This window comes from Agrobacterium sp. 33MFTa1.1 (genome assembly GCF_004328495.1).
In the GTDB taxonomy this organism is placed as follows: domain Bacteria; phylum Pseudomonadota; class Alphaproteobacteria; order Rhizobiales; family Rhizobiaceae; genus Agrobacterium; species Agrobacterium pusense.
This window is the reverse complement of sequence record NZ_CP036358.1, coordinates 1,594,625-1,607,307: the sequence shown is the minus strand read 5'-3', so window position 1 is coordinate 1,607,307 and position 12,683 is coordinate 1,594,625. Positions and strand designations below refer to the sequence as shown.

At 59.6% G+C, this 12,683-nt stretch carries 11 protein-coding genes; 8 read left to right on the top strand and 3 right to left on the bottom strand.

What is annotated here, in order from left to right; genetic code table 11:
* Positions 1-1,047 (bottom strand): NAD(P)-dependent alcohol dehydrogenase, encoded by a 1,047-nt coding sequence (locus tag EYD00_RS08270; RefSeq protein ID WP_004442709.1) that lies wholly within the window; start codon positions 1,045-1,047, stop codon positions 1-3.
* 189 nt (positions 1,048-1,236) lie between these two features.
* Here EYD00_RS08270 and EYD00_RS08265 point away from each other — a divergent pair, with 189 nt between their 5' ends.
* The 3 genes from EYD00_RS08265 to ilvC all read left to right on the top strand — a co-directional run bounded on the left by EYD00_RS08265 (position 1,237) and on the right by ilvC (position 4,262).
* Positions 1,237-2,142 (top strand): AraC family transcriptional regulator, encoded by a 906-nt coding sequence (locus EYD00_RS08265; protein WP_004442707.1) that lies wholly within the window; start codon positions 1,237-1,239, stop codon positions 2,140-2,142.
* A gap of 397 nt (positions 2,143-2,539) precedes the next feature.
* The gene (locus EYD00_RS08260) at positions 2,540-3,193 is read left to right on the top strand and encodes a TetR/AcrR family transcriptional regulator (RefSeq protein WP_004442706.1); all 654 of its coding nucleotides are present in this window, start codon (positions 2,540-2,542) and stop codon (positions 3,191-3,193) included.
* Between the two features lie 49 nt (positions 3,194-3,242).
* The gene (gene ilvC, locus EYD00_RS08255; RefSeq protein ID WP_003495030.1) at positions 3,243-4,262 is read left to right on the top strand and encodes a ketol-acid reductoisomerase; all 1,020 of its coding nucleotides are present in this window, start codon (positions 3,243-3,245) and stop codon (positions 4,260-4,262) included.
* A 68-nt stretch (positions 4,263-4,330) separates the two neighbouring features.
* On the opposite strand, the gene EYD00_RS08250 is transcribed toward ilvC, so the two are convergent.
* Both EYD00_RS08250 and EYD00_RS08245 read right to left on the bottom strand, forming a co-directional pair.
* Positions 4,331-5,362, bottom strand: coding sequence for an endonuclease/exonuclease/phosphatase family protein (locus EYD00_RS08250; protein ID WP_004442701.1), 1,032 nt, complete (start codon positions 5,360-5,362; stop codon positions 4,331-4,333).
* 108 nt (positions 5,363-5,470) lie between these two features.
* A complete protein-coding gene (locus EYD00_RS08245) occupies positions 5,471-5,923 on the bottom strand; it encodes an RbsD/FucU family protein (RefSeq protein ID WP_004442699.1) in 453 nt (150 codons plus the stop codon).
* Positions 5,924-6,195: 272 nt separating this feature from the next.
* Between EYD00_RS08245 and EYD00_RS08240 the strand changes: the two genes are divergently transcribed.
* The 5 genes from EYD00_RS08240 (at position 6,196) to EYD00_RS08215 (ending at position 12,663) form a co-directional block, all read left to right on the top strand.
* Positions 6,196-7,440: an aminotransferase-like domain-containing protein gene (locus EYD00_RS08240; RefSeq protein WP_034498821.1), complete on the top strand. Its 1,245-nt coding sequence runs from the start codon at positions 6,196-6,198 to the stop codon at positions 7,438-7,440.
* 334 nt (positions 7,441-7,774) lie between these two features.
* On the top strand, positions 7,775-8,758 hold the full coding sequence (locus tag EYD00_RS08230; protein ID WP_004442696.1) for an ABC transporter substrate-binding protein: 984 nt from the start codon (positions 7,775-7,777) through the stop codon (positions 8,756-8,758).
* 9 nt (positions 8,759-8,767) lie between these two features.
* On the top strand, positions 8,768-10,462 hold the full coding sequence (locus tag EYD00_RS08225) for an ABC transporter permease (RefSeq protein ID WP_004442693.1): 1,695 nt from the start codon (positions 8,768-8,770) through the stop codon (positions 10,460-10,462).
* A complete protein-coding gene (locus EYD00_RS08220; protein ID WP_004442691.1) occupies positions 10,450-11,478 on the top strand; it encodes an ABC transporter ATP-binding protein in 1,029 nt (342 codons plus the stop codon). Before EYD00_RS08225 ends, EYD00_RS08220 begins: the two co-directional genes overlap by 13 nt.
* Positions 11,479-11,553: 75 nt before the next feature.
* The gene (locus EYD00_RS08215) at positions 11,554-12,663 is read left to right on the top strand and encodes an endonuclease/exonuclease/phosphatase family protein (protein WP_004442690.1); all 1,110 of its coding nucleotides are present in this window, start codon (positions 11,554-11,556) and stop codon (positions 12,661-12,663) included.
* Positions 12,664-12,683 lie beyond the last annotated feature (20 nt).

The following is a 12,683-nucleotide window of genomic DNA, read 5'->3' as shown; positions in this document are numbered from 1 at the left end:
TCAGGCGTCGAGCGACGCCATGTCGATGACGAAGCGGTAACGTACGTCGCTCTTCAGCACGCGCTCATAAGCCTCGTTGACGTCCTTGATGTCGATCTTTTCGATTTCGGACACGATGTCGTGCTTGCCGCAGAAATCCAGCATCTCCTGGGTTTCCTTGATAGAGCCGATCATAGAGCCAGCCAGAGAACGGCGGCCGGGGATGACCGAGAAGGCGTGCACGGGGATCGCATGTTCAGGCACACCGAGAAGCACCATGGTGCCATTGACCTTCAGCAGGCCGAGATAGGCATTCCAGTCGATTTCCGCCGAAACGGTGCACAGGATCAGGTCGAAGGTGCCGGCGAGCTTTTCGAAGGTCGAGGCATCGCTGGTGGCATAATATTCCTTCGCACCAAGCTTAAGGCCGTCTTCCTTCTTGGAGAGTGTCTGCGAAAGCACGGTGATATCCGCGCCCATGGCTGAACCGATCTTCACGCCCATATGGCCAAGACCGCCCATGCCGACGATAGCCACCTTCTTGCCCGGGCCGGCATTCCAGTGCTGAAGCGGCGAATAAAGCGTGATACCAGCGCAGAGCAGTGGAGCGGAGGCGTCGAGCGGCAGGTTTTCCGGAATGGAGAGGACGTAATCTTCCCGCACGACGATATGGTCGGAGTAACCGCCCTGCGTGGCGGTCTTGCCGTCGCGTTCGACGGAGTTATAGGTCTGCACGAGACCCGGCATGTACTGTTCATTGTCGAGATCGCGCGTGGCGCAACCGACGCAGGAATCGACAAAGCAGCCCACGCCGACATGATCACCGACCTTGAATCTGGTGACCTTGGAGCCAACGGCGCGGACGACACCGGCGATTTCGTGGCCCGGAACGATCGGGTAGACGGCGTTCTTCCATTCGTTGCGGACGGTATGAATGTCGGAATGGCAGATACCGGCATATTTGATATCGATGACGACGTCGTCATCATTCGGCTCGCGGCGTTCGAAGGTGAACGGGGTAAGCGGCTTCGACGCATCTGTCGCAGCGTAACCTCTTGCAATAGCCATCTGAATATCCTTTCGGGAGTTGGGGACGGCGGAATATGCAATGGAAGAACGAACGGGCGTTAGAGCGATCCTCCTAGCTTTTTGCACGATCCTGCAAAAATATGATGGTGCACTCTTTGCGCGGGCCGAGAGGCTTTCTAGATAGATGACATCAAACACACCTCTTCCGTCAGTCAAGGGATTTCCCCTATGTCCTTGTCGTTCAATGTCTATCAGGAAATTGCTTCCATCGCCGCGCGGCATGCTACCAGCGACGGCGAGGTGCAGACGGCAATCGGCTCCCTTGGCATCAGCCGGCGTACGACTCCGAGCGCTCCCTGCCACGGCAGTTATCGCCCTTGTCTCGCCATGGTGATCCAGGGATCGAAAAGCGTCCAATTGGGGACGGACACCATCAACTACGGTGCCGGCGATTATCTCCTGACATCGCTTGATCTGCCGGTTGCGTGGCGGGTGGTGGAGGCGAGCAGGGAAGTGCCGCATTTCTGCATCTCGCTTGCCATCGACAGTGAAAAGCTGCTCGATCTCATGCGGCGTGTTCCTATCGATCCGCCGGTGGAGCCGACGAATGCGCAGCGCGGCATCGTGGTCAACACAGCCACGCCGGAACTTCTCGATGCGGCCATCCGCCTGCTGCGCCTGCTCGATCGTCCCGCAGACATTGCCGCCGTGGCGCCGCTCATCGAACAGGAAATCCTTTATCGCATTTTGACCGGACCGGCCGGCGGGCAGCTGATGAACATCATTGCCGCTGGAAGTCACGGCAACCGCATCGCCCGCGCCATCGCATGGCTGCGCGAGAATTTCGCACGCCAGCTGCGCGTCGAAGACCTTGCAGATCACATCGGCATGAGCGTGTCGTCCTTCCATCATCATTTCAAGACGATCACGGCCATGACGCCGGTCCAGTACCAGAAGCAGCTTCGCCTGCATGAGGCGCGGCGGCTTATGCTGCTGGAGCGACTGGATGCCGGCACCGCGGGCCATCGCGTCGGTTATCAGAGCCCTTCGCAGTTCAGCCGAGAATATAGCCGCTTTTACGGGCTGTCGCCGTCACGGGACGTCGATGCATCGCGCGAGATTGCGGCGGGGTAGACTGGGGCTGTGCATTCGTAGCGGGTCGTCGGTGGGTGTGGCTTACCCCCCTCTGCCCTGCCGGGCATCTCCCCCTCAAGGGGGAAATCAGCAAGAGGCCCCTTTCGCCACTCCATCCTCGACCGCTGAGATGGTCGAAACCTAGCCGCATATCGATCTCCCCCCTTGAGGGGGAGATGCCCGGCAGGGCAGAGGGGGGTAAGCCACACCCACCGACGACCCGCTACCACACACAACCGCCTGAAGACGTACCCCGCGTGCTATTCATCCCACGCCGCACCGCGTCAATTCTCATCCCCCTCTAAAGAATCCGCTTGACCGCAACGCAGCCTCCGCTTAAATGGCGCTCGAACCGTACCGTACGGTACATCAATCGAGCCCCCTGGAGTGGAAAGACTTGGCTTCCGACCCGATCACAGCGCAGGAATTTTCGCCGCGCCAGAACGCCGTTCTGGACCAGGCATTGCGTCTATTGGTCGAAGGTGGCGAGAAAGCGCTGACCACATCGGGACTGGCGCGCGCCGCCAACTGTTCCAAGGAAAGCCTTTACAAGTGGTTCGGTGATCGCGATGGCCTGCTGGCGGCGATGATCACATTCCAGCAGAGCAAGGTCCGCACCTTCGAAAAGGCGGGTGACCGCGTCTCCGCACCGCAGCTTGCCGATCACCTCGAGGTTTTCGCCCATGACCTGCTGGATGTGCTGGCAGGCGACGTGTCATTGGCGCTTAACCGTTTGGCGATAGGGCAGGCGAGCCGGGATGGCTCGAAGCTCGGTGATCTGCTGCTGGAACGTGGTCGTCGCCAGATCGACCGCCGCGCCCGTGGGCTGATCGAGGCAGGTCGCCGTTCCGGTTACCTGCGTTTCGATGATGCCGAAGAGGCATATCGCAGTTTTTACGGCCTTATCGTCTCGGATCTGCATGTGCGCATGCTGCTGGGCGAGGCGCCGGACAAGGATTTTTCTGCCCGGGCGAAGAAGGCGGTCATTGCCTTCCTGACCCTCTACGGCACGGAAAAGGTACATTCGGAACTGGGCGGCAAGGTCGCTTAAGCTTCCGGTTCAGACAACTGAGAGACAAGCATTAGGGAAGGACCATAAAATGCGCGTTTATTATGATCGTGATGCCGATCTCAATCTCATCAAGTCCAAGAATGTCGTCGTCGTTGGTTACGGCTCCCAGGGCCGCGCCCATGCGCTGAACCTCAAGGATTCCGGTGCCAAGAACGTCGTCATCGCTCTCAAGGCCGGTTCTCCGACCGTCAAGAAGGCCGAAGCCGATGGCTTCAAGGTCATGACCGTTGCCGAAGCCGCCAAGTGGGGCGACCTGCTGATGATGGCAACGCCTGACGAACTGCAGGCCGACATCTACAAGGCCGACATTGCCGGCAACATCCGTGATGGCGCAGCGATTGCTTTCGCACACGGCCTCAATGTTCACTTCGGCCTCATCGAGCCGAAGGCATCGCTCGACGTCGTCATGATCGCACCGAAGGGCCCTGGCCACACGGTTCGCGGCGAATACCAGAAGGGCGGCGGCGTTCCCTGCCTCGTTGCCGTTCACCAGAACGCTTCGGGCAACGCCCTTGAACTCGCTCTCTCCTACGCCTGCGGCGTTGGCGGCGGCCGTTCGGGCATCATCGAGACCAATTTCAAGGAAGAGTGCGAAACCGACCTCTTCGGCGAACAGGTCGTTCTGTGCGGCGGTCTCGTCGAACTGATCCGCGCTGGTTTCGAAACTCTGGTCGAAGCCGGTTACGCTCCGGAAATGGCCTATTTCGAGTGCCTGCATGAAGTGAAGCTGATCGTTGACCTGATCTATGAAGGCGGCATCGCCAACATGAACTACTCGATCTCCAACACCGCAGAATGGGGCGAATACGTCACCGGTCCGCGCATCATCACGGCCGACACCAAGGCTGAAATGAAGCGCGTCCTGCACGACATCCAGACCGGCAAGTTCACCTCCGAATGGATGCAGGAATGGAAGGCCGGCGGCGCTCGCTTCAAGGGTATCCGTCGCAACAACGACAGCCACCAGATTGAAGAAGTCGGCGCCAAGCTCCGCGGCATGATGCCCTGGATCGGCAAGAACAAGCTGGTCGACAAGGCTGTCAACTAAGCTTCATTGCTTGATGAAAATTTTGGAGGCCGGGGCGAAAGCTCCGGCCTTTCGTTTTCGATGTGCCCTCACATGATGGCGTCGTCTTCCTCGACGATAACGGAAACGGGAAAGTGATCGGAAAAACCGCCGAGATTGACATTTTTGACCGCGTCGCCCTTCGACAGGCCGAAGCGGATAGGCCCCTCGTTCTTGCTGTGACTGACCATGGCGGCGATGGCTTCGACTTTTGCGGTTTCTTCCCGCACCTTGAAACCGCTGCTGCCGACAAGAAGTGATCTGGAGACGAGAATCTGGTCGAAGATATTGGCATCGCCGTTAAAGTAGAGCGTGCCATAAATCGTTCGCGCTGAACCGACGGAATCCATCACCGGCTGGCGCAGGTAGTTCCAGGCAAGATTGTAGAACATGGCCGATTGCGAGTTTTCGACATCGTCGCGCTCGCGGGTGGAATTGGCGTGGTAGCGCAGTGATGCATCGGAAGGATCGTCGTTGAAGTCGCCGAAGGCGATGACGGCGATGTCGTTGCCTTTCTCTTCCCTGATCCGCTGGTGCCAGTAGCCCAGCGTTTCGCCGGCTGTCATGCGAAAACCGGCGCTTTCCACCGTGCCGCCAGAGCGCGACGGCCAGTGGTTGGAGAGCGCGATAAGCTGGCGGCCGCCCTTGGTGATGAAGGTGCATTGGGTAATGTCGCGCGTGCCGGTGCGGCGCATGACGAAATGGCTGAAAATCTCGTTCTCGTTGATCAGCAGCTTCTTGCTGTCATAGATGAAGGCGGTGTCGATGCCGCGCTGGTCCTTGCTGGAATCGGCGTGCACGACGCGATAGGCTCGCGTGGGCATGAGATCGTTCAGATGTTCCGCCAGCGTCTCCAGCACAAAACGGTTCTCGACTTCGCAGACACCCAGCAGATCCGGTCCCGCGCCGCCGATCTGACTTATGATCAGGCCGAGCTGTTTGACCTTGGTTTTGAACAGGTCTTCGGTCCAGCCTTTCAGATCGTTCTTCAGCCGCTCGGCAATCCACGGCTCGCGCGCCGGATAACCCTCCGGCGCAAACAGGTTTTCGACATTCCAGAATGCCAGGACATATCGTGTCATGATACCTCACCCCTCCGGTTGGTTGTGCGAACCCAGGGGAAGTTTTTGCCACAACAACTTGAAATTGTCATGACGGGTGAGATACCCGGCCCATCTTGTCGTGCGATCTTACTTGCCCGGCGGGATGACGCCCTTCGTCAGAAGAAAACAGCCGTAAAACCGCGTCTCGCCCGTCGTGACGACGCAATAGGCCTGCTTGGCTTTTTCGTAGAAGGCAAAGCGTTCAATGCCGTACATGGGGGCGGATTTTCCTTCCGCCGCGTCGATTTCCCTCTGCACTTCGGCCTGCACCGGTTCCAGCTGATCGGGCGCGCCCATCACTTCCATGCGGCCGACCGAGGGCTGCAGCGGGGTATCGAGCGGCAGGACGGACAGGATCGCTTTCATTGCGCGGGCAGCGGAGACGTTGTCGATGTGAAGAACCTTGCCGACTGTGGTGTGGCGGGCAACAGAGTCGGAGGGGAAATTGGTGTCCGAGATCACCAGCGTGTCGCCGTGACCCATGGCGCGCAGCGCGTGCAGAACGTCGGCATTCAGCGCCGGGTCGATATTCTTCAGCATGTCCTCAAACTCCCATGATGCTTTCGCCGTGTCGTGGCTCGCGTGCAATCCAGCCGGAAAACCCCGTGGCGTCAATCGCAAAGGTGTGATTGTGAAGCTTTGCGCAAGGGTGTATTTGGCTTTGTCCGCGAAATCGGCCTCGATTGAGACCAGTTAAGGGCAATGTGCAGGGAGGCAGAAATAATTCGAAAAACTGATAAGTCAGTATTGCTGACGTATCGACATTTCTGTAAAGATGCACGCATAAAAACGACACAAGAGGAAACGTACCCATGCTCAATTGGGAACAAATTTTCGCCACGCGCTCTTCGCGTATGAAAGCGTCTGAAATCCGCGAGCTGCTGAAGCTGCTCGAGCAGCCCGACATCATTTCCTTTGCCGGGGGTATTCCGGACCCCGCTCTTTTTCCAGCAGAGGAGTTTCAGCAGGCTTACGCGGAGATTTTTTCCGGCGCGCAGGTCAACGCCGCGCTGCAATATTCCGTCAGCGAAGGTTACAAGCCGCTGCGCGAATGGCTGGCGGGCGAAATGGACAAGATCGGCATCGAATGCACCGCCGACAACGTCTTCATCGTTTCCGGTTCGCAGCAGGGTCTCGATTATCTCGGCAAGCTGTTCCTGTCGTCAAAGGATACGGCGCTGGTCACCTGGCCGACCTATCTCGGCGCGCTCTCGGCATTCAATGCCTATGAGCCCAACTATGACCAGCTGAACCCCGGCGGTAACCGCACGCCCGAGGCTTACCGCGAAACCGCGGCCAAGCTTGGCGGTTCGGTGAAGTTCGCTTATCTATCGGCCGATTTTTCCAATCCGACCGGCGAAACCGTCGATCTGGCCGGACGGCAGAAGCTCCTGGAGCTTGCTGACGAGCTCGATATCGCCGTCATAGAAGACGCGGCCTATCAGTCGCTGCGTTATGATGGCGAAGCCGTTCCGCCGATCATGGCGCTCGACATTGCCCGTTCGGGCGGCATCGAAAACACCCGCACCATCTATTGCGGCAGCTTCTCGAAGACGCTCGCTCCGGGTCTGCGCGTCGGTTACATCGTCGCTTCCGCTCCTGTCATCCGTAAGCTGGTGCTGATGAAGCAGGCCGCCGACCTGCATTCCTCGACGATCAACCAGATCGCCATCGAACGCGTCGCCTCGCGCGGCTTCGACAAGCAGGTGGCCAAGATCAAGGCAGCCTATAGCGCACGCCGCGATGCAATGCTGGCGGCGCTCGAGAAGTACATGCCGAAGACGACCAGCTGGACGAAGCCGGAAGGCGGCATGTTCATCTGGGTGACGCTGCCTGAGGGCATGGATGGGGCGGCGCTGCTTGCCAAATCCATCGCCACGGAAAAGGTCGCTTTCGTTCCCGGCCGTGCTTTCTTTGCGGATGGTTCGGGCACGAACACGCTGCGCATCAGCTTCTCCTGCGCCAACGAGGCGATGATCGAGGAAGGCATGAAGCGGCTCGGGCGGTTGATTGCGACGGCTCAGGCGGAAACGGCTGAGGTAGTTCCGGCGATTTGAGGGTTGCGAGGTTTTTTGGCGGCGACGGGGGTTGTGGCTTCACCCCCCTCTGTCCTGCCGGACATCTCCCCCTCAAGGGGGAGATCGACTCGCGGTTAAGGTATCGCCTATCGCAACAGTTGAAAATGAAGTGCTGTCAACGCCTCTTGCCGATCTCCCCCCTTGAGGGGGAGATGCCCGGCGGGGCAGAGGGGGGTGAGCCGCAAGCACCAAGAGGCACTGTTCCCCTCAATCCCGCTGGCACCAACAGATCACACCACTAAAATCCTGCCTGTCACATACATGTTATGCAATCATGTTTTAGCGGTCCCACCGAACAACAGGGACTGGATCCATGAAAACGCTGCTCTCCGCTTTCACCGCCATCGTATCGCTTGGCTTCATCGCCACTGCTGCCAATGCCGCCGATCTGGTGCTTTATACCAGCCAGCCGAATGAGGACGCGCAGGCGACCGTTGACGGGTTCAAGGCTGCCAATCCCGGTCTCGAAGTCGAGTGGGTGCGTGACGGAACGCCGAAAATCATGGCCAAGCTGATGGCGGAAATCAGCGCCGGCAATCCGGTTGCCGACGTGCTTCTCATCGCCGATACCGTGACGCTGGAGCGCATGAAGCAGGCCGGTCAGCTGCTCGCCCACAAGTCTCCCGAAGCCAAGAATATCGATGCCACGCTCTATGATGCAGACGGCTTCTATTACTCCACGAAGCTCATCACGACAGGCATAATGTACAATACGGCCGCCGCGATGAAGCCGACGAGCTGGAAAGATCTGGCGAAGGCGGAAGCCAAGGGTCTCGTGACCATGCCGAGCCCGCTGACGTCAGGTGCCGCACTGATTCACGCGCAGACGCTTGCCGCCGCAAATGGCCTCGGCTGGGATTACTACAAGCAGCTGAAGGCCAATGAAGCCATTGCCGGCGGTGGCAACGGCGCGGTGCTGAAGTCCGTCGCTTCGGGCGAAAAGGCTTACGGCGTGGTGGTCGATTACATGCCGATCCGTGAAAAGGCCAAGGGCGCACCGGTCGAATTCGTTTTCCCGGAAGAGGGCGTTTCTGCTGTCACCGAGCCGGTCGCGATCATCAAGGGCACCAAGCACGAGGAAGCGGCCAAGAAGTTTGTCGATTACGTGCTTTCGGAAAAGGGCCAGCAGGGCTTCGTCAAGCTCGGTTACATCCCTGTCCGTGCCGATGCCGGCATGCCGGAAGGTTTCCCGGCCCGCGACAAGATCAAGGTTCTGCCGCTCAGCGCTGCCGATGCACTGAAGAATTCCGAACAGGATCTCAAGACCTTCTCCGATATTTTCGGTTCCAAGGGCTGATAAATCGGAATGACCCGTTCCAAGGCTTATGGAAACAGCCAGCCGCGCTGGCTGTTTCCTTTTGTGGTGAGTGTTGTTTTTGCGCTGAGCGCGCTGCCGCTCGGACGCCTCGCCTATACCGGCGTCGTTTCATCGCTGAATGGTGATATATGGCGACTTCTGGCCGATCCGGCGCTCTGGGATGCGGCGCTGAACACGCTCTCCACCTCGTTTTTAGGCATGCTGATTTCACTCGGAATCGGCGGCGCTTTCGCGCTTGCCCTGACGCTCTGCGACATCCGCGGCAAGTCGATCTTAAGCTTCCTGTTCATGCTGCCGATGATGATCCCGCCGCAGGTGACGGCGCTGTCGTGGATCGGCATGACCGGCCCGTCGAGTACGCTGTTGAAGGCCATCGGCCTTGCGCCGGCGATGGGTTCGCCGCAGCCGCTTTATTCCATCGCTGGCATCGCACTCTTGCTCGGTGTGCAGCACGCGCCGCTCGTCTATCTGTCGCTGCGCGCGGGGCTACTCGCCTTGCCGCAGGATGGCATAGAGGCCGCCAAGCTTTCCGGGGCTTCACCACGGCGCGTTTTGTGCGATATCATCCTGCCGCTTTCCACGCCTGGACTGATCGCGGGCGCGGCGATCTCCTTCGTCTCCAACGTCGGCAATTTCGGCATTCCGGCGATCCTCGGCATACCCGCTTCGATCTTTACCCTGCCGACGCTGATCTACAGCCGTTTTGCCAGTTTCGGCACCAGCACCTTCGGCGATATCGCCATTCTCTCGACCATGATCGCCATCATTTCCGTCGCCGGGCTTGCGCTGCAGGAACGGGCGATGAAGGGGAGGGATTACCGCATCATCGGCCTTTCCGGCAAGGCGGCGACCTTCCGGCTCGGATTGTGGCGGGTGCCGGCGGAGCTTGCCCTGTGGCTCATCCTGTTCTTCATGCTGGTGGCGCCGCTGACGGCGCTGGTGGCAAGCTCGCTCGCTCCCGCCTATGGCGTGCCGCTCAACCTCAAGACCGCAACGCTGCATGCCTATGAGGAACTGCTTTACCGGCAGAGCGTGACCCGCACGGCCTTCCGCAATTCGCTGTTTCTGGCGACGGCGACATCCTTGTGTCTCCTGGTGGTGACGGTGCTGACGGCTTATTTCCTCGTGCGTGGCAAAAGCCGGTTCATGTTCCTGCTTTCGGCGCTGGTGGATATTCCCTATGCGCTGCCGGGGGTGGTGATTTCCGTCTCTTTCGTGCTGCTTTTCGCCGCTCCTATTCCATTGCTCGGAATTACGCTTTACGGCACGATCTGGATCATTCTGCTTGCCTATTTCTCCTCTTTCTTCGCGGTCAGCCTGAAACCAATGGTCAGCGCTTTCCTGCAATTCGATCCATCGCTGGAAGAGGCAGCAAGGCTGTCGGGCGCGGGTTTCTGGCGACGGCTCAAGGATATTATCCTGCCGCTGGTCGGGCCCGCGGCAGGGGCTTCCGTCATCCTCGTGTTTCTGATCGCCTGCAACGAGCTGACGGTTTCGGCGCTCCTTTGGTCTGCCGGCACACAGACGCTCGGCGTGCTCATCTACAACCTCGATGACAGCGGCAGCTTCGATCTCGCCTCGGCGCTATCGGTGCTTGTCGTCATCATGGTGATTTTCCTCATGCTGCTGCTCGAAATTCTGGGGCGCTATCTGCCAAAAGGAGTTGTGCCTTGGCGAAACTGATCCTTAACCGCCTGTCGAAGAGCTTCGGTGCCGGTTCGAAACCGGCCGTGGACGATGTTTCTCTCACTGTGCGGGAAGGCGGCTTTCTGGCGCTGCTCGGACCCTCCGGCTGCGGCAAGACCACAGTGCTGCGCATGGTTGCCGGGTTCGAACAGCCGACGGATGGTTCCATCCTGCTCGGCGAGCGGGTGCTGGCCGATGCCGGCAGCATGGTGGCGCCGGAGCGGCGCAACATGGCAATGGTGTTCCAGTCCTATGCGCTGTGGCCGCACATGTCGGTTGCCGACAATGCCGGCTACCCTTTGAAGGTGCGCGGTATTACGGGCGAAAAATACCGCGAGAGGGTGCGTCAGGCGCTTGCCGCCGTCCGACTTGAGAGCTTCGCGGATCGCCGTCCCGCCGAACTTTCCGGTGGCCAGCGGCAGCGTGTTGCGCTCGCCCGCTGCCTCGTCACCGAGCCTGACGTCGTATTGCTCGATGAACCGCTCGCCAACCTCGACCGGCATCTGCGGCAGGAAATGGAAGAGACATTTCGGGATTTCCATGCCCGTTCCGGCGCGACGATGATCTATGTCACTCACGATCAGGCGGAAGCCATGGCGCTGGCAACCGATGTCGCCGTCATGTCGCATGGCAAGCTGCTTCAGGTCGCGGCGCCGGCGGAGCTTTACGCGCGGCCGGAGGGCAGGCTGGTCGGGTCGCTGGTCGGGCAGGGCACGATTCTCAGCCTCCCACTGCCGGAAGGGGCATCGCGCGATCTCGACTGGTCCGCACTTCGGGCGGCGATGGAGAGAGGCGCGGGAGCATCGCGGGCCGACGTGCTTGTGAGGCCGCAGGATGTGGTGCGGGACGCGGAAGGCATTGCCTGCACCGTCACCTCGGTTCTGTTCGAGGGCGAGCGTTATGCCCTTCGTCTTGACCTGCCGGATGGGCAGGCGGTCAGGGCCTATTCGCGTGAAGCCGCAGCTGTGGGTGACAGGCTTCCGGTTGCCATTCGCAGCGGGTGGCGGCTTTAGAGCGCACGCACTGCCGAACGCTGGAAAGGCGAAGCGACACCGGCTAAGCTGGGATCGCAGCAATAGGAATGATTCATGTCGCTTCGGCTTGCCACCTTCAATATCGAAAATCTTCTCACCCGTTTCGATTTCACCGGCTTTCGCAACCAGACGCGACGCGACAGGGCGATCCAGCTTTTTGATATCAGGGACGAGGCGACCTATCAGGCCCTTGAAAGTGCGCGGATGGTCTCATCCACCGACGATACGCGCCAGCTTTCGGCGCTCGCCATCGCCGACGCGGATGCCGATATTCTCTGCCTGCAGGAAGTCGACAACATGGCGGCCCTGCAGGCCTTCGAATACGGCTATCTCTATCGCATGGTCGGCAATGGCTATCTGCAGAAATATCTGGTCGAGGGCAATGACAGCCGCGGTATCGATGTCGCGGTCGTCATGCGCGAGGAGACGCGGGATGGCGAGAAAATCGAGGTGGTCGACATCAAGAGCCATGCGGCGCTGACCTATCGTAATCTCGATCTCTTCAATCCGGCACTTGCCGCGACCAACCAGATCGATGACAAGATATTCAAACGGGATTGCCTTGAAATCGATCTGAGGATCGGCGGCAAGCCGCTGACGCTTTACGTCACGCATTTCAAGTCCATGACCAATGCCCGCGAAGCATTGGACGCCCGGCTCGGCACCATGCCGATCCGCGAGGCGGAAGCCATGGCTGTGCGCCGCATCATCGAAAATCGCTGGGGTGCGGGCAATACGCGCAACAAGAATTTCGCGATCTGCGGCGACATGAACGACTATCAGGAACGCGTCGCGATTGCCGGTGACAGGCGCAATGGCTACAGCTTCACGCCCGTCGAAGAGGCAAGAAGTGCGCTCGATGTCTTCACTGCCGACGATTTCGTCATCAATCCGATGCTGCGTCGCGATGTCATGGACCGCTGGACGCTCTATCATTCGCGGGGCCCACAGGAGCAGCATTTGTGCCAGCTTGATTACATCTGGCTTTCTCCGCGCCTGGCCGAAAGCAACGCGACGCGGGTTCCCGAAATCGTCCGCGCCGGCCAGCCTTATCGCACCATCTTTCCGCCGGGGCAGGAGGTGGAGCGTTATCCGCGCACTGGCTGGGACCGCCCCAAGGCTTCCGATCATTGCCCTGTCGTGATGACGCTGGACCTGATCTGACGTCGCCGGCGGTCGGAAAC

Coding starts and splice junctions, on each gene's coding strand:
- EYD00_RS08270 (WP_004442709.1), bottom strand. CDS start 1,047: ATGGCTATTGCAAGAGGTTACGCTGCGACAGATGCGTCGAAGCCGCTT.
- EYD00_RS08245 (WP_004442699.1), bottom strand. CDS start 5,923: ATGCTGAAGAATATCGACCCGGCGCTGAATGCCGACGTTCTGCACGCG.
- EYD00_RS08240 (WP_034498821.1), top strand. CDS start 6,196: ATGCTCAATTGGGAACAAATTTTCGCCACGCGCTCTTCGCGTATGAAA.
- EYD00_RS08265 (WP_004442707.1), top strand. CDS start 1,237: ATGTCCTTGTCGTTCAATGTCTATCAGGAAATTGCTTCCATCGCCGCG.
- EYD00_RS08230 (WP_004442696.1), top strand. CDS start 7,775: ATGAAAACGCTGCTCTCCGCTTTCACCGCCATCGTATCGCTTGGCTTC.
- ilvC (WP_003495030.1), top strand. CDS start 3,243: ATGCGCGTTTATTATGATCGTGATGCCGATCTCAATCTCATCAAGTCC.
- EYD00_RS08215 (WP_004442690.1), top strand. CDS start 11,554: ATGTCGCTTCGGCTTGCCACCTTCAATATCGAAAATCTTCTCACCCGT.
- EYD00_RS08225 (WP_004442693.1), top strand. CDS start 8,768: ATGACCCGTTCCAAGGCTTATGGAAACAGCCAGCCGCGCTGGCTGTTT.
- EYD00_RS08250 (WP_004442701.1), bottom strand. CDS start 5,362: ATGACACGATATGTCCTGGCATTCTGGAATGTCGAAAACCTGTTTGCG.